We start from the raw sequence: 15,700 nt of genomic DNA, 5'->3' as shown, positions 1-15,700 counted from the left end.
GGTGATGACCGTAGTGACAGAGCAACGGCCAAAGACGCGGGGGGGATTTGTGGTGTCAATCGACTTGGCAGAGAGCATGCTCAGCCGCAGAGGAGTCAGCGTAAACTCCATCGCGGATATTGTGTTGAAGCTTCAACAGCGTTACCATCCGACGCTAACCATCGAGCAGTGCGAGGAAAGCGTGCGGGCCGTGCTCGGGAAGCGCGAAGTGCAATATACCCTGTATACGGGCATTGCGCTGGATGAGCTGGCGGAGAAGAAACTGCTGCCGGAGCCGCTGCAATCAATTATGGAGCAGGACGAACCGTTGTACGGTGTGGATGAGACCATGGCGCTCGGTGTCACGAGCATATACGGCATGATTGGACTGACGAGCTTCGGCTACCTGGATAAAGAAAAAATTGGCGTGATTGAGATATTAAATGAAAAAACGGACGGGATTCATGTGTTTCTGGATGATCTCGTTGCAGGCATTGCCGCCGCCGCTTCCTCGCGAATCGCGCATAACAATCCCGATGCGGCCCATTATACCGCGGGATCTGACTGATTTGCGCGAGTGTTGTCGAATCGCTGCATAAGGGTACGGATTTGGCTTTCAGCCCCCTGCTCTCTTTGTTGAGGTAAAAACTGAAGTATGTTATCATTATCCATTATATCGGCTCAGGATATGCCTGTGGGACGAGATTAGGGGGATCTGAAAGGCATGTGGACGGTTATCTATATTGCGCCAACTGCAAAGGTGGCGGAAATGATCAAGACCAGGCTAACGGAAGAAGGGTTTTTGGTTCAAAGCCGTCCTGTGAATCTTTCCAAACAGCAGTTTGAGATTTTGGTACCCTCCGGAGAGCTTGAGGAAGTACAGGAAGTGTTGAATTCGATATTGCACCCCTAGTTTCATCTGGGTTACATAGCGAAGCTTAGCGTACGGATCGGCGATGTGCTATTGCGGCGGCCATTCAAATTTACGGCTGGAGAGGTGTAGTTGTGTTTAAAGACTTGTTTCAGAAAAAAAGAAAATACGCAACGATCCCATCGGAACGACTTGGGACGGCAGGGCAGCCTCAGGAAGGCGAACGCCCGAAACGGGAAATTCCGGAAGGTCTGATGAATAAGTGTGCCAAGTGCGGCACCATTCAATACAGCAAAGAGCTTGAGAAGAATCTGAAGGTGTGTCAGGAGTGCGGGCATCATATGCGCCTGAACGCGGTTGAGCGGATTGCCATGACGCTGGATGAGACAGGCTTTGAAGAGTTTGACGCGGAGATGATCTCGGTGGACCCGCTCAAGTTTCCGGGATATGCGGCCAAGCTGGAGCAGCAGAAGATGAAATCCGGACTGCATGATGCGGTGATTACCGGCCAAGGCTCCATTCTGGGCCAGCCCGTTGTGGTGGCCGTGATGAGTTTTGACTTCTTCACGGGAAGTATGGGCTCCGTCGTTGGGGAAAAAATCACCCGTGCGATCGAGTTTGCGACGGACAAGCGTTTACCGCTCATTATTTTCTCCACTTCCGGCGGCGCCCGGATGCAGGAGAGCATTCTCAGTTTGATGCAGATGGCCAAAACAAGCGCGGCCCTGTCCAGGTTCAATGAACTCGGCGGGCTCTACATTTCAGTGATCACGGATCCGACGACCGGCGGCGTGTCCGCCAGCTTTGCGACGCTTGGCGATATCAACATCGCCGAGCCGGGAGCCGTATTCGGCTTTGCGGGCCGTATCGTTATTGAACAGACCATTCGCCAGAAGCTGCCGGACGATTTCCAGACAGCGGAGTTCAATTTGGCGCATGGTCAGCTTGACATGGTTATTCATCGGAAAGATATGCGCTCCATGCTTGGTAAGCTGCTGGAGATGCATACCGTGAAAGGGGGATTCTGATGTCAGGCGAATTGCCTTTTGAAATGCCACTTGCCGAAATGCGCAAGAAGATAGATGAACTGAAACAATTCGGACAGGAAAAAGGGATTGATTTCACGGATGAAATCGCCCGCCTGGAAGAACGATATAGTCGTTTGGAAGAAGAGATTTATTCCTCGATTTCGCCTTCCCAGAAAATGCATCTGGCCCGTCATCAGCAGCGGCCGACGTCGCTTGATCTGATCCAGCTGATCTTTACGGATTTCATCGAGCTGCATGGAGACCGTCTCTACGGGGACGACCTTGCCATCGTCGGCGGCTTGGCCAAACTTGACGGCGTTCCGGTCACGGTGGTCGGCCAGCAGCGCGGCAAAGACACGAAGGACAACATCGCCCGTTTCTTCGGAAGTCCGCATCCGGAAGGCTTCCGAAAAGCCCTGCGGCTTATGCAGCAGGCGAACAAGTTCAAGCGCCCCATTATCACGTTTATTGATACAAAAGGCGCATATCCGGGTAATACAGCAGAAGAAAGAGGTCAGTCCGAGGCGATCGCCCGCAATTTGCGGGAGATGTCGTCTCTTGGGGTGCCTGTTGTTTGTGTGGTCATCGGCGAAGGTGGAAGCGGCGGTGCTCTTGCGATGGCTGTAGGCAATCGCGTGCTGATGCTGGAGCACGCCATCTATTCCGCCATCTCGCCGAACGGCGCGGCATCCATTCTATGGAAGGATGCGTCCAAGGCGGACCAGGCCGCGGAAGCGATGAAGATCACCGCCAAAGACCTGCTGGAAATGGAAGTCATCGAGGAGATCATTCCTGAGCCTAAGGGTGGTGCGCACCGTAACTACGAGGAGACGGCCGCTGCCATTCGGAGCGCACTGATCAGCCAGCTGAAGGAGCTGTCCGTGATGGATGCCTGCGAGCTGAAGGAAGACCGGTATCGCAAATTCCGCAAGATCGGCGAATTCGACTTTGCGAAGGCGGAACCGGAAGACGTTATTCTCTAAAAGTCTGATGAGTATGTGACGATATGACAAAGTTCCTATACAAATGAGACTTTTTGTAGTAGATTTAGTTGTTGGAAAAAGAGATATAGAGAACCCTTTAATAAACGGAGGAAACCCAAATGCGCAAAACTAAAATTGTATGTACCATCGGTCCTTCCAGTGAATCGTTGGAAAACACCAAGAAGCTCATTATGGCCGGCATGAACGTGGCTCGTCTGAACTTCTCCCACGGCGACTTCGAGGAGCATGGCAACCGGATCAAGAACATCCGCCAAGCTTGCGAAGAGTTGAACAAAACGGTAGCGATCCTGCTTGATACCAAAGGACCGGAGATCCGTACAGGCAAACTTGAAGTGGAACCGATTGAGCTTGTACAAGATGAATATATCACCCTTACTACCGAGGAAATCCTTGGTGATAAGAATCGTTTGTCCATTACTTATAAAGAGTTGCCTCAAGACGTTCAAGTCGGATCGACGATCCTGATCGACGACGGTCTGATCGGTCTGACCGTGGTGGAGATTCAAGGCACCGAAATCAGATGCCGCATCGTTAATGGCGGAACCATTAAGAGCAAAAAAGGTGTTAACGTGCCGGGAGTCGCGATTTCCCTCCCAGGTATTACGGAAAAAGACGCCAACGACATCATTTTCGGGATCGAGCAGGGCATCGATTTTATTGCCGCTTCCTTCGTTCGTAAAGCAAGTGACGTGCTGGAAATTCGCGAATTGCTGAAGAAGCACAATGGCGAGCACATCCAAATCATCTCCAAAATCGAGAACCAGCAGGGCGTTGACAACCTGGATGAAATCCTGGAAGTATCCGACGGCTTGATGGTAGCCCGTGGCGACCTCGGCGTTGAAATTCCGGCTGAGGAAGTTCCATTGGTTCAAAAACGCATGATCGAAAAATGTAACCTGGCCGGCAAACCGGTCATTACGGCTACGCAAATGCTGGATTCCATGCAGCGCAACCCGCGTCCTACCCGTGCGGAAGCAAGTGACGTTGCCAATGCGATTTTCGACGGAACCGATGCCATCATGCTCTCCGGCGAAACGGCTGCAGGTAAATACCCGGTGGAATCCGTATTGACGATGTCCCGCATCGCGGAAAAAGCGGAATCCGCACTGAACTATCGTGAATTGTTCTTGAAGCAGCGCATTGCACAAGAAACCAGCGTAACCGAAGCGATCAGCCAATCGGTTGCGATTTCGGCACTCGACCTGAATGCCAAAGCGATCATTTCGTCTACCGAATCTGGTCAAACAGCTCGCATGGTATCCAAATACCGTCCACAGGCTCCTATCGTCGCCGTAACGACTCAAGAAAGAACGCTGAGACGTTTGGCACTGACTTGGGGCGTAACGCCGGTTAAAGGCGAGCAGGCTTCTTCTACGGACGAGATGTTTGATTATGCGCTGCAAGGCGGCGTGAAATCCGGACTCGTGAAAGAAGGCGACCTTGTTGTGATTACGGCTGGCGTGCCGCTGGGACGTTCCGGTTCCACGAACCTGCTGAAAGTGGACCAAATTCCACAGCAGAAGTAGATTCATCATCAAGAATCCGCTGGATTCTGAATATAGCTGCATATAAGCAATGGACGACGTTTCTTGTCGGCCATTGCTTTTTGCATACATGAGGGGGAAGAAGACGTTGGCTAGTCCATCCGTACCGACGCGAAGCCGCTGGTTCTGGACATCCTTTCGGGTGCGTTACCAGGAAAGCGATCAAATGGGTGTCGTGTATCATGCGAACTATTTAAACTGGTTTGAGATCGGGCGTACCGAAATGATCCGTGAAATGGGATTTACGTATCGGGGAATGGAAGAAGAAGGCGTCCTGCTCCCTGTAGTGGATCTTGACATCAAGTACCGCCGGCCGGCGCGATATGATGATCTCGTGACAATATTTACAAGAATGACTGCTTTCTCCCCGCTGCGAATACACTATGAATACGAGGTCCGTCTGCTGAGTGAGCAGGAGCAGGCGGATTTGGGAGCGAGGGGTTGGCATACCGAGTCCGAGCTCCCCGGTGTCTTGTTAACGGCAGGAGCGACCCGGCATGTATGGCTGAACCGGGAGTGGAAGCCGGCCCGACTGGATAAATGCGCGCCAAAGCTGTATGATGCATTGAAGGATACCCTTTTGGGGAGGAAGGAGTAGCTTCATGTTCAAATGGATGCTGGCAGCGATTATTTTTGTGCCTACTATTGAGATATTCGGCTTTCAGTTTGTTGCGGACCGCGTAGGCGGCATGAATACATTGCTTTTGACACTGCTGACCTCTGCCGTCGGCGTGGCCATGATGAGATTCGAAGGCCGCAAAGCGATGGAAGACGCCAAGCAGAGAATGAATACAGGCATGGTTCCGGGTGCTTCCATGGCGGACGGCTTATGTATATTTGCGGGTGGAGTACTTCTCATTCTGCCGGGCTTTGTAACTGACATTATCGGCTTTACGTTGATATTTCCGTTGACCCGCCCGCTGTATCGGATTTTGCTGTTGAAATGGATGAAGAAAAATATGAAAAACGGCAAGATTACGATCTTTCGCAGATAATACAAGCAGACATTACCATAAGACCGGTCCCGCAAGGGGCCGGTCTATTTTATGCAAGGGAGCAGCCTATTTCAATCTTTCCAAATACGATGTTCACATTAGCCCAATGATAAGATAAATCAAGCCGTTTCTTAACGCGGGCTACCTGAACCTGCCCCCGATAATGTAATTCCTCAGGTCCTTGAACACATGGGCCCGATGAAAAGCGTCCAGGATGACAAGCGACACGGGACCGATGATCAGTCCCAAAATCCCGAACAGCTTAAGCCCGACGAACATGCCCAGCAGGGCGGCAAGCGGATCCAGCCCGACGCTGCTGGCCAGCACCTTGGGCTCCATGATCTGACGGACGACCAGAATGATGCTGTACAGGACCGTCAGCCCGATGCCGAGTGTCAGGTCGTCGGACATAAAAGCATACAGCGACCACGGAATCAGGACGATGCCCACACCCAGATACGGGAGTAGATCCACCAAGCCGATCAGAAGCCCGATGGAGAAGGCGGAATCCACGCCGAGCGCATAGAGCGTGATCGTGACGATGACGGCCGTAATGGATATGAGAATCAGCTGGGCTCTGGCAAATCCGAACAACGCTTTTTTCAGATCCGAGAAGATATAGTTCATCGGTTTACGAATAACGTCGGGCAGGAGACGGAGCAGCGCGCGGTTATGACGTTCCCAGCTGTTGCTGAGAAAGAACGTGGACAGCAGCACGACAATGAAAATCGTCCCCAAATTCGGCAAATAATAAATAATTTGCAGGATACCGTTAAAAATACCGGTAACGAGGTCGGTCACGGCCGTGCCAATCGTCTGCGTCGTACGGGTGATGTTTTGGTTGATGGTATCGTGATAATTCGGGTTGTTCTGATAGAAACGGCTGATCTCATTGACGATATTCTGGAAGCTCTCATTCTGCGTCCAGGCCGTCAGCCATTCCACCCAGGCGTCAATGTGGAGATTAAAGGACTGGGACAGGGCAATCAGTTCCTTGACCAGCCTGCTGACGGCCGCGGTGAGAATCAACAGGGCTGCGCCGAAATACAGGAGCAAGGACAACGTGACGGCGATCCAGCGCGGCATTCTCAGACTCCGCTGGAGCAGGTTGACGCAGGGGTTCATCGCATAGGCGATGATCCAGGCCAGAAGGAAGGGATAAAGCAGCGGCAGCAGTACATATATCAAATAGGCGATCACGAAGATGGAAGACAGCACCCACACTCCCCGGCCCAAACGTTTAAGCATCAATCGTTCCAATGAATCACACTCCTTTGCAGCTGACTTGGAGGGACGAGCAGAAAGGCTCATTCTATACGTATGCAGGGAGTTTCAATATAAGGATAAAGAGTTCAAAAATGGTCGTCTTCATGATTCGACAATGAGAATTATCACAGGTATAATGGAATTGTAAGTGATTTCAAAAAAATGTTTATGGTATCGATAAAACAATTTGATGCGGCGAATGTCGCTGCTCATGTTCACATATCAGACAAAATCCAGTATGATATGAGAAGGTTTGTGACTAGGACCATAGCAATTTTTTTGCGCGTTTTTCTTTTTCATCTGACTTCATGAAAATGTTTTCATGATTGTCAAAATAGTTCAGTTTATCCCGATCATAAAGGAGAGATGTTGCATGACAGCTACCAAGGGTTTGGAAGGCATTGTAGCTACCACCTCCGCGATTAGTTCGATCGTCGATGGCGTTCTGACTTACCGTGGATATGATATTGACGATCTCGCAGAACATGCAAGTTTTGAAGAAGTAGCCTACCTGCTCTGGTTCGGAAAGCTTCCGAATGTAGAAGAGTTAAAGGCGCTTCAACAAGATTTGAGCAACTATGCCGCCATTCCGGATGAGCTTATCCAGCAGATCAAACTGTATCCGAAGGACGGCAATACGATGGCTGCGCTTCGTTCGGCTGTATCCGCGCTCGCTCTGTACGACGCCGAAGGCGACGATATGAGCCGTGAAGCGAACGAGAAGAAAGCGGTTAAACTTCAAGCTCAGCTTCCGACGATCATCGCTGCCATTGCCCGCGTTCGTCAGGGCAAAGAGCCGGTGGCTCCGAAAGCAGGCGCCTCCATCGCGGAAAACTTCCTGTATATGCTCAGAGGCGAGGATCCTGACCAGACTTCCATTAAGGCACTGGATCAGGCGCTCGTATTGCATGCGGACCACGAGCTTAACGCATCCACGTTTGCGGCCCGCGTGACCGTAGCCACGCTGTCCGACATTTATTCCGGTGTTACTTCCGCCATTGGCGCGCTGAAAGGCCCTCTGCACGGCGGCGCGAACGAAGCCGTCATGAAGATGCTGAACGAAGTCGGTTCGATTGATCGGGCTCAGGCGTACATTCAAGAGAAGCTGGACAACCGTGAAAAAATTATGGGCTTTGGACACCGCGTATACAAAAACGGCGATCCGCGCGCGAAACATCTCCAAAAAATGTCCCGCGAGCTTGGCGAAATGAAAGGCGATACCACGCTGTACGATATGTCGGTGCTGATCGACGAAACGGTCACCAACCAAAAAGGCCTGAAGCCGAACGTCGATTTCTATTCCGCCTCCGTCTATACGCAGCTTGGCATTGAGCACGAATTGTTCACGCCGATTTTCGCGATCAGCCGCGTATCCGGATGGACCGCGCATATTCTTGAGCAGTATGAAGGCAACCGTATTATCCGCCCGCGCGCAGAGTATACGGGGATGACCGATCAAAAATATGTGCCGATAGAACTTCGCTAAGTGGCTAGCAATCATGTACAATAGGCTAGAGAACCGCTTAAACGCGAGTGAATCGCGGGTGGCGGATTTCTCTATGCCTATTGCACACAGTATCACATTGAAATGGCTAGAGAAAAGAACCATATTCGAAGGAGGAACTCATACTCATGAAATTGGAAAAATTCGCATTGCCGACTGAAGGCGAGAAAATCACGATTGATAACGGAACCCTGCAGGTGCCTAACAACCCTGTTATTCCTTTTATTGAAGGCGACGGCACAGGCCGTGACATCTGGAAAGCTTCCAAGCGCGTCCTTGATGCAGCTGTAGAAAAAGCGTACAACGGTTCCAAGAAAATTGCCTGGTATGAAGTATTTGCCGGTGAGAAGGCATACAATACATACGGTGAGTGGCTCCCGAACGATACGCTTGAAGCGATTCGCGAGTACATCGTTGCAATTAAAGGACCTCTTACAACGCCAATCGGCGGCGGTATCCGTTCCCTGAACGTTGCCCTTCGCCAAGAGCTGGATCTGTATACCTGCTTGCGTCCTGTCCGTTATTTCAACGGCGTACCGTCTCCGGTAAAACGTCCTGAGCTGGTCGACATGGTTATTTTCCGCGAGAACACGGAAGACATCTATGCAGGCATCGAATACAAAGAAGGCTCCGACGAAGTGAAGAAAGTGATCAAGTTCCTTCAAGACGAAATGGGAGCAAACAAAATCCGCTTCCCGGAAACTTCCGGTATCGGCATCAAACCGGTGTCCTCCGAAGGTTCCAAGCGTCTTGTACGCGCAGCGGTTGAATATGCGATCAAGCATGGCCGCAAATCCGTAACGCTCGTTCACAAAGGCAACATCATGAAATTTACGGAAGGTGCCTTCAAAAACTGGGGTTACGAAGTGGCTGAAGCTGAATTCGGCGATAAAGTGTTCACTTGGGCCCAGTACGATATCATCAAGGACAAGGACGGCGTAGATGCAGCTAACGCTGCTCAAAAAGCGGCTGAAGAAGCCGGCAAAATCATCGTTAAGGATGCTATTGCCGATATCGCGCTGCAGCAGGTTCTGACTCGCCCAACCGACTTTGACGTCATTGCGACATTGAACCTGAACGGCGACTACCTGTCTGACGCTCTGGCTGCGCAAGTTGGCGGTATCGGTATCGCTCCGGGCGCTAACATCAACTACGTAACAGGACATGCGATTTTCGAAGCGACTCATGGTACGGCTCCGAAATATGCAGACAAGGACGTAGTTAACCCTGGTTCCGTTATCCTCTCCGGCGTTATGCTGCTTGAGCACCTCGGATGGCAGGAAGCGGCTGACCTGATCTACAAAGGCATGGAAACGTCCATCAACAACAAAACCGTGACTTATGACTTCGCCCGCCTGATGGAAGGCGCTACTGAAGTGAAATGCTCCGAGTTCGCAGACGAAATCATTAAAAACCTGTAAGGAGGAGATTCATCGTGGCAATTACTCGTAAAAAGATTACGGTAGTAGGTGCTGGCTTCACAGGTGCGACTACCGCCCTGATGCTGGCTCAAAAAGAACTGGGTGATGTGGTGCTGCTGGATATCCCGCAGCTCGAGAACCCTACCAAAGGTAAAGCGCTGGATATGCTCGAAGCAAGTCCCGTCCAGGGATTTGACAGCAACATAGTCGGTACATCCAACTATGAAGATGCAGCTGATTCCGATATCGTAATCATTACAGCAGGCGTAGCCCGCAAGCCGGGCATGAGCCGCGATGACCTCGTCAACACCAATGCAGGAATCGTGAAGTCCGTATGCGAGAACGTGAAGACTCATGCACCGAACTCCACGGTCATCATCCTGAGCAACCCGGTGGATGCCATGACCTATGTGGCGTACAACACGCTTGGATTTCCCAAGAACCGCGTCATCGGTCAATCCGGCGTATTGGATACGGCACGCTATTGCACCTTTATCGCGCAAGAGCTGAACGTATCCGTTGAGGATGTCCGCGGTTTCGTTCTGGGCGGCCATGGCGATGACATGGTTCCTCTCGTTCGTTACTCCAGTGTGGGCGGCATTCCGATCGACACGCTGATTCCGGCTGAACGCATTGAAGCGATCGTGCAACGCACCCGGGTCGGCGGCGGCGAAATCGTCAATTTGCTGGGGAACGGCAGCGCCTACTACGCGCCTGCTGCTTCCTTGGTCCAAATGACGGAAGCGATTCTGAAGGACAAGAAACGGATTATTCCGGTTATTGCCCTTCTGGAAGGCGAGTACGGTTATGACAACCTGTTCATGGGCGTGCCGGCCATTCTCGGCGGAGACGGCATCGAGCGCATTTTCGAGCTTGAGCTGACCGCCGAAGAGAAGGCGGCGCTGGATAAGTCGGCGGAATCCGTGCGCAACGTGACTTCGGTCGTGAACCTGTAATTTGAATCAGGATTCACAAAATCGTCTAATAATGCAATCCCGTCCCGTGATTCGGGGCGGGATTGCTTTTCTTTGGATGATCTGTCCAGTATAATAGGAGACGATGAATTCGATGTAACATAAATCACACTAACGACTTTGGAGGAATTGTTTATGTGGAACGTGACATTTTTTCTGCATATGGTCGGTACGGCGGCGCTAGGGTTTTACTTGATCCTGCCGTTTGTTGTCGGCGGTATTCAGAAGCTGTCTCTGGGCGCTCAAGAAGGAGCCGTGAATACGATTCGGGTTGCGAACCGTTTTGCGCAGTACGGCTTGGTCATTCAGCTGTTGACTGGCGGATACATGATGTCCCAGGGCGAGTATTCGGTTCCTTGGATGATCATTGTAACGGTGTTGCTGCTGGCGATGTTTGCGATTGGAGGCATTATGAGCAAGCCGCTCAAGAATGCGCTTGCAGGCATCCGCGAGAAGCGTGAAGTGAAGGAAGAAACAAGCAAGCTCGGCACGCTTAGCGCATTGCTCGCCTTGCTGCTTCTGGTTATGATCTTCTTCATGGTATTCAATCATATCATCTAAGAACAGCTACATACGAAGAGAAGCCGTCCGTTGATTCGGGCGGTTTTTTTGATATTACAGCAATTAGATATACCAAGGGTTCCCGTAAAAAAGCGGACTGGACTTTGAGCGCAAGGCCCCGTTAAGAGGGGGATTTTGTTACGGGAAAAGCACCGTGCTTACGTTTGATCCCGTTTATTATGGGTAAAAACAATAGCGAAGGGCTTTTTATGAGAATAAGAAGCCGCGTCGAACGCATCCTATGAGAGGTAGTTTGAGATACTGACCTGAAAGGAGAAATGTTCATATGCCACAAGATCAACAGAAGCAGACATTGCCGCCCCAGCATCAGGATCACAGACCCGGAACCGAATCGGAGATGCACCCGAAGCCGGAGTTTGAAAGTAACGAGTACAAAGCAGCCGGTAAGCTAAAAGGAAAGGTAGCGCTGATTACCGGAGGCGACAGCGGGATCGGCCGTGCGGTTGCCGTCTACTATGCCAAGGAGGGCGCGGATGTATCCATTGTGTATCTGAACGAGCACAAGGATGCGGAAGAGACCAAGCGACAGGTAGAGCAGGAAGGGCGTAAATGCTTGCTGATCGCCGGCGACGTCGGCGACGATGCGTTTTGCCGCGATGCAGTCACCGAAACCGTAGAGAAGCTTGGGAAGCTCGATATTCTTGTCAACAACGCAGCCGAACAGCACCCGCAGAAGAAGATCGAGGACATTACCAAAGAACAACTGGAGCGGACATTCCGCACGAATATTTTCGGGATGTTCTATTTGACGCAGGCGGCGATGCCGCATCTGTCCAAGGGAAGCTCCATTATTAACACGACCTCCATCACGGCTTACCGGGGAAGCCCGCAGTTGCTGGATTACGCATCAACCAAGGGAGCCATCGTGGCCTTTACGCGTTCCTTGTCGATGAACGTGGTCGGTCAAGGAATCCGGGTAAATGCCGTTGCGCCGGGACCCATCTGGACGCCGTTGATTCCTTCGACGTTCCCGGCGGATCAGGTAGCCGAGTTTGGGGCGACCCAGCCGATGAAACGACCGGGTCAACCGGAAGAATTGGCTCCTGCTTATGTATATCTGGCATCAACGGACTCCTCCTACGTGAGCGGTCAAGTGATTCATGTGAACGGCGGCGAAGTGATTAACGGTTAAAGCGTTGATTTAAACATTCTCGATGACAAAATAGAGCGGACATCCTGGGCTTTTAGCCCGGATGTCCGCTCTTTTATCATGGGAGAGGGTTAGGAGAGATTACAGGCATACGGAGAATCAGATGGTTCTAAAACCGTTTGGAAGCCGTCCGGTATCGCGGATCGCCCGGATTTGAGCCAGCGTCAAACGGCGGTTCGAACTAATAATGGACTCTGGCTCTTCACCGCGGATGATATCGTCAAGATCGCCGATGTTGGTGCTGCCCCGGAATACTCTGAAACTGCCCCTGAAATTCGGCTCCGAGAACAGGACCAGGGTTGCGTTAGCGTTGGGGGAGAAGAATCTTAAGCTTTCAATGTCGCCAAAAGCTCTCTCGAGATTCCGGATCCCTACATTTCCACGCACCACAAATCGCCGTCCTCTGTAAAACTCATTTCTGAAGAGGGCAAGCCTTGGAAAAACAACCTGGGAGACTGTAACTTTTCTCATCATAGCAATCACCTCCTTTCCTTAACCAATATATGAGAGATTCATAGATTGGTATGGTCATTATGACCGGCAATTCAACACATTTTCTCGTCTCTTTCATTTTTTCAAGTAAACCCTTTCATGTGCGGAATGATATGATATGATAACAATATTGGCAGTTTATAATGATTCTTTTTTGTTGTTAGGATTGGGTCATGAAAGAGAGGAGTTTACTGACGCTATGAAGTTATTTGAAGAGAGCATGTATCGACTGATTGTAGAAACCTCCACGAATTTGCCCGGAGACGTGCGAAGAGCGGTCAACCGTGGACGAGCGTCCGAGGATGCGGCAACGCGAGCGGGGCTGGCACTGGCAACGATCGCTCAAAATATCGAGATGGCCGAGCAGGAAGTATCGCCGATCTGCCAGGATACGGGCATGCCGACGTTTATCGTGCATACACCCGTGGGTGCGAATCACATCGAAATGAAGAAGGCGATCTATGCGGCGGTGGTTCGCGCCACGAAGGATGGCAAGCTGCGTCCTAATTCGGTGGATTCGTTGACAGGCGCTAACAGCGGCGATAATCTCGGACCTGGTTCGCCCGTCATCCATTTCGAGCAATGGGAGCAGGATAAGGTGGACGTCCGTCTCATCCTGAAAGGGGGCGGCTGCGAGAACAAAAACATCCAGTACAGCCTTCCCGCAGAGCTTGAAGGATTGGGAAAAGCGGGACGTGACCTGGACGGAATCCGCAAGTGCATCATGCATGCCGTGTATCAAGCCCAGGGGCAGGGCTGCAGCGCCGGATTTATCGGCGTAGGTATCGGAGGCGACCGCACGACCGGATACGAGCTTGCGAAGCATCAGCTGTTCCGGCATGTGGAAGACGTGAATCCGAATGAGGATCTGGCGAAGCTCGAAGATTACATATTGGAAAATGCAAACAAGCTGGGGATCGGCACGATGGGCTTTGGCGGAGAAGTCACGCTGCTCGGCTGCAAGGTCGGTGCGATGAACCGCCTGCCTGCAAGCTTTTTTGTATCGGTGGCCTATAACTGCTGGGCGTTCCGCCGTCAGGGCGTACTGATTGAGCCGGAAACCGGGGAGATCGCGGATTGGCTGTATGAAGCAGGCAGCGAGGTGCAGATGAATGCAAACTCCGAAACGGCAGCGTCCCGAGTCGAAGAATCAGCGCCAAGTGATTCCCAGGGACGTGAAGTAGTGCTTCAGACGCCGATCAGCGAGGAGCAGATCCGTTCCCTGCGCGTCGGGGATGTGGTGGTGATCCGAGGCGAGATGCATACCGGACGGGATGCGCTTCATAAATACCTGATGGATCACGATGCCCCTATCGATCTGAACGGAGCCGTGATTTATCACTGCGGTCCGGTTATGATGCAGGATGAAGAGGGATGGCATGTCAAGGCGGCAGGCCCGACGACCAGCATTCGGGAAGAACCGTACCAAGGCGATATTTTGAAAAAATTCGGCATTCGTGCGGTTATCGGAAAAGGCGGCATGGGACCGAAGACGCTTCAAGCCTTGCAGGAGCATGGCGGCGTGTATCTGAATGCCATCGGCGGGGCTGCCCAGTATTATGCGAGATGCATCAAAAAAGTAAACGGCGTGGATCTCATGGAGTTCGGCATTCCGGAAGCGATGTGGCATTTGGAGGTCGACGGCTTTGCCGCCATCGTTACCATGGATTCGCACGGAAACAGTCTGCATGCCGATGTGAGCAAGGATTCCGCACAGAAGCTGGCGATGTTTAAAGAGCCGGTGTTCTCCTGATTCAAATCATGATGAGTAAGCATCGATTGGCCATCACGTGCCGGTCGGTGCTTTTTTGTTGAGCGCAAGCAGGGAGCCTTATTTCGAATTTTCGTTGCGGTTCGGATCGCTCCGGTTTATGATGAAAGTCAAATACGTCAATTCAGTCATAGGAGGAAACTGTTGAGAAGTTTTGGACTGGCCTTTGCATCTTGGTTTGAAAAGTACACCTTTCTCTTGATTCCCGGGTCGCTGGTGCTAGGCTGGCTGCTCTCGGACGTGCTGCTGGACTTTGTTCACTGGATTCCTTATCTATTCGGTTATATTACGCTGGTCATGGCGCTTGGCTGCGGCATCCGCCATCTGCAAGGGGTGCTGAAACGCCCCTTTGCCGTCATGCTGACGCTGTTTCTCGCCCATGCGGCCGCACCGGTGCTCGCCTATGGATTGGGCTCGGCCGTATTCGGCGCGGACTCGGACTATACGATAGGCTTGCTGCTTTTCGCGATCATTCCGCTCGGGATATCCTCGGTGATGTGGGTCGGAAGCTCCGGCGGCAGCGTTCCGTTCATCTTGGCGGTGGTGGTGCTGGACACCATACTCAGTCCCTTGGTCGTGCCGGCTCTGATGGATATGTTTATCGGAGATGCACTGGTTGCATGGAATGCGTCCGAGCTGATACTTGATTTGCTGACTATGGTGGTATTGCCCACTCTGATCGGGGTGATGCTGTATGAGGTATCCAAAGGACGGATCAAGGAGTGGTCGGCTCCCGTGACGCAGCCGATATCGAAGCTGTTTTTCATGCTTGTGGTGATGCTGAACGCGGCTGCTATCGCTCCCCATGCCGCAGGCATGAAGGAGGAAATGCTGGTGGTCATCCCGGTTGTCGTTGCGCTGATCGTGATCTGTTATTTACTCGGCTACTTTGGCTCCTATGCGATGCCGGGACGGACACAGGACATGCAAATTACATTTACCTACGCGTCCGGCATGAGGAATATATCCCTCGGGATGGTGCTTGCGACATCGTATTTTTCGCCCCAGGCGTCCATTCCGGTCGTGCTGGGCATTATGTTTCAACAGCCGGCGGCAACGGTCATTCACGCACTGTTCCACCGAAGACGGACACGGGCGATAAGTTATCCAAAATGATCA

The 15,700-nt window shown here is 51.8% G+C and carries 16 protein-coding genes; 14 read left to right on the top strand and 2 right to left on the bottom strand.

Annotation, left to right across the window (positions count from 1 at the left end):
- Window positions 1-52 precede the first annotated feature (52 nt).
- The 7 genes from GYMC10_RS24400 (at window position 53) to GYMC10_RS24370 (ending at window position 5,421) form a co-directional block, all read left to right on the top strand.
- The gene (locus GYMC10_RS24400; protein ID WP_036659792.1) at window positions 53-547 is read left to right on the top strand and encodes a phosphatidylglycerophosphatase A; all 495 of its coding nucleotides are present in this window, start codon (window positions 53-55) and stop codon (window positions 545-547) included.
- 156 nt (window positions 548-703) lie between these two features.
- Window positions 704-892 carry a hypothetical protein gene (locus tag GYMC10_RS24395; RefSeq protein WP_006212044.1) on the top strand — a complete coding sequence of 63 codons (189 nt, stop codon included), beginning with the start codon at window positions 704-706 and terminating at the stop codon, window positions 890-892.
- Window positions 893-984: 92 nt separating this feature from the next.
- Complete coding sequence (gene accD / locus GYMC10_RS24390; RefSeq protein WP_009595062.1) at window positions 985-1,878, top strand: acetyl-CoA carboxylase, carboxyltransferase subunit beta; 894 nt, start codon at window positions 985-987, stop codon at window positions 1,876-1,878.
- The gene (locus tag GYMC10_RS24385) at window positions 1,878-2,861 is read left to right on the top strand and encodes an acetyl-CoA carboxylase carboxyltransferase subunit alpha (RefSeq protein WP_015736987.1); all 984 of its coding nucleotides are present in this window, start codon (window positions 1,878-1,880) and stop codon (window positions 2,859-2,861) included. Before accD ends, GYMC10_RS24385 begins: the two co-directional genes overlap by 1 nt.
- A 119-nt stretch (window positions 2,862-2,980) precedes the next feature.
- Window positions 2,981-4,408, top strand: coding sequence for a pyruvate kinase (gene pyk / locus GYMC10_RS24380; RefSeq protein ID WP_009595064.1), 1,428 nt, complete (start codon window positions 2,981-2,983; stop codon window positions 4,406-4,408).
- A gap of 106 nt (window positions 4,409-4,514) precedes the next feature.
- The gene (locus GYMC10_RS24375; RefSeq protein ID WP_015736986.1) at window positions 4,515-5,024 is read left to right on the top strand and encodes an acyl-CoA thioesterase; all 510 of its coding nucleotides are present in this window, start codon (window positions 4,515-4,517) and stop codon (window positions 5,022-5,024) included.
- A gap of 4 nt (window positions 5,025-5,028) precedes the next feature.
- Window positions 5,029-5,421, top strand: a complete 393-nt coding sequence (locus GYMC10_RS24370) for an FxsA family protein (protein WP_009595058.1) — start codon at window positions 5,029-5,031, stop codon at window positions 5,419-5,421.
- Between the two features lie 141 nt (window positions 5,422-5,562).
- Here the strand turns inward: GYMC10_RS24370 and ytvI are convergent, their stop codons facing one another.
- Window positions 5,563-6,681: a sporulation integral membrane protein YtvI gene (gene ytvI / locus GYMC10_RS24365; RefSeq protein WP_015736985.1), complete on the bottom strand. Its 1,119-nt coding sequence runs from the start codon at window positions 6,679-6,681 to the stop codon at window positions 5,563-5,565.
- 379 nt (window positions 6,682-7,060) lie between these two features.
- Here ytvI and citZ point away from each other — a divergent pair, with 379 nt between their 5' ends.
- The 5 genes from citZ to GYMC10_RS24340 all read left to right on the top strand — a co-directional run bounded on the left by citZ (window position 7,061) and on the right by GYMC10_RS24340 (window position 12,300).
- Window positions 7,061-8,173 (top strand): citrate synthase, encoded by a 1,113-nt coding sequence (gene citZ / locus GYMC10_RS24360; protein WP_009595070.1) that lies wholly within the window; start codon window positions 7,061-7,063, stop codon window positions 8,171-8,173.
- Window positions 8,174-8,319: 146 nt separating this feature from the next.
- On the top strand, window positions 8,320-9,612 hold the full coding sequence (gene icd, locus GYMC10_RS24355; protein WP_009595069.1) for an NADP-dependent isocitrate dehydrogenase: 1,293 nt from the start codon (window positions 8,320-8,322) through the stop codon (window positions 9,610-9,612).
- A gap of 14 nt (window positions 9,613-9,626) precedes the next feature.
- Entirely contained in the window at window positions 9,627-10,568 is a 942-nt protein-coding gene (gene mdh, locus GYMC10_RS24350) for a malate dehydrogenase (RefSeq protein ID WP_015736984.1), read from the top strand.
- A 153-nt stretch (window positions 10,569-10,721) separates the two neighbouring features.
- A complete protein-coding gene (locus GYMC10_RS24345) occupies window positions 10,722-11,147 on the top strand; it encodes a hypothetical protein (RefSeq protein ID WP_009595065.1) in 426 nt (141 codons plus the stop codon).
- 286 nt (window positions 11,148-11,433) lie between these two features.
- On the top strand, window positions 11,434-12,300 hold the full coding sequence (locus tag GYMC10_RS24340) for an SDR family oxidoreductase (protein ID WP_015736983.1): 867 nt from the start codon (window positions 11,434-11,436) through the stop codon (window positions 12,298-12,300).
- Between the two features lie 117 nt (window positions 12,301-12,417).
- Here GYMC10_RS24340 and GYMC10_RS24335 read toward each other — a convergent pair whose 3' ends face one another.
- A complete protein-coding gene (locus GYMC10_RS24335; RefSeq protein ID WP_015736982.1) occupies window positions 12,418-12,792 on the bottom strand; it encodes a hypothetical protein in 375 nt (124 codons plus the stop codon).
- A gap of 217 nt (window positions 12,793-13,009) precedes the next feature.
- Here GYMC10_RS24335 and GYMC10_RS24330 point away from each other — a divergent pair, with 217 nt between their 5' ends.
- Both GYMC10_RS24330 and GYMC10_RS24325 read left to right on the top strand, forming a co-directional pair.
- Complete coding sequence (locus GYMC10_RS24330; protein ID WP_015736981.1) at window positions 13,010-14,563, top strand: fumarate hydratase; 1,554 nt, start codon at window positions 13,010-13,012, stop codon at window positions 14,561-14,563.
- Window positions 14,564-14,725: 162 nt separating this feature from the next.
- Window positions 14,726-15,697 carry a bile acid:sodium symporter family protein gene (locus GYMC10_RS24325; protein WP_015736980.1) on the top strand — a complete coding sequence of 324 codons (972 nt, stop codon included), beginning with the start codon at window positions 14,726-14,728 and terminating at the stop codon, window positions 15,695-15,697.
- The last annotated feature ends 3 nt before the right edge of the window (window positions 15,698-15,700 follow it).

Origin of the sequence: Paenibacillus sp. Y412MC10 (genome assembly GCF_000024685.1) — a bacterium.
In the GTDB taxonomy this organism is placed as follows: Bacteria; Bacillota; Bacilli; order Paenibacillales; family Paenibacillaceae; genus Paenibacillus_AQ; species Paenibacillus_AQ lautus_A.
The sequence above is the reverse complement of the archived record's forward strand: the minus strand, read 5'-3'. Positions and strand labels throughout refer to the sequence as shown.

What these genes read in the sequence shown, in the direction of transcription:
- GYMC10_RS24395 (WP_006212044.1), top strand. Translation starts at nt 704, where the DNA reads ATGTGGACGGTTATCTATATTGCGCCAACTGCAAAGGTGGCGGAAATG.
- GYMC10_RS24385 (WP_015736987.1), top strand. Translation starts at nt 1,878, where the DNA reads ATGTCAGGCGAATTGCCTTTTGAAATGCCACTTGCCGAAATGCGCAAG.
- pyk (WP_009595064.1), top strand. Translation starts at nt 2,981, where the DNA reads ATGCGCAAAACTAAAATTGTATGTACCATCGGTCCTTCCAGTGAATCG.
- GYMC10_RS24370 (WP_009595058.1), top strand. Translation starts at nt 5,029, where the DNA reads ATGTTCAAATGGATGCTGGCAGCGATTATTTTTGTGCCTACTATTGAG.
- citZ (WP_009595070.1), top strand. Translation starts at nt 7,061, where the DNA reads ATGACAGCTACCAAGGGTTTGGAAGGCATTGTAGCTACCACCTCCGCG.
- icd (WP_009595069.1), top strand. Translation starts at nt 8,320, where the DNA reads ATGAAATTGGAAAAATTCGCATTGCCGACTGAAGGCGAGAAAATCACG.
- GYMC10_RS24345 (WP_009595065.1), top strand. Translation starts at nt 10,722, where the DNA reads ATGTGGAACGTGACATTTTTTCTGCATATGGTCGGTACGGCGGCGCTA.
- GYMC10_RS24340 (WP_015736983.1), top strand. Translation starts at nt 11,434, where the DNA reads ATGCCACAAGATCAACAGAAGCAGACATTGCCGCCCCAGCATCAGGAT.
- GYMC10_RS24335 (WP_015736982.1), bottom strand. Translation starts at nt 12,792, where the DNA reads ATGATGAGAAAAGTTACAGTCTCCCAGGTTGTTTTTCCAAGGCTTGCC.
- GYMC10_RS24330 (WP_015736981.1), top strand. Translation starts at nt 13,010, where the DNA reads ATGAAGTTATTTGAAGAGAGCATGTATCGACTGATTGTAGAAACCTCC.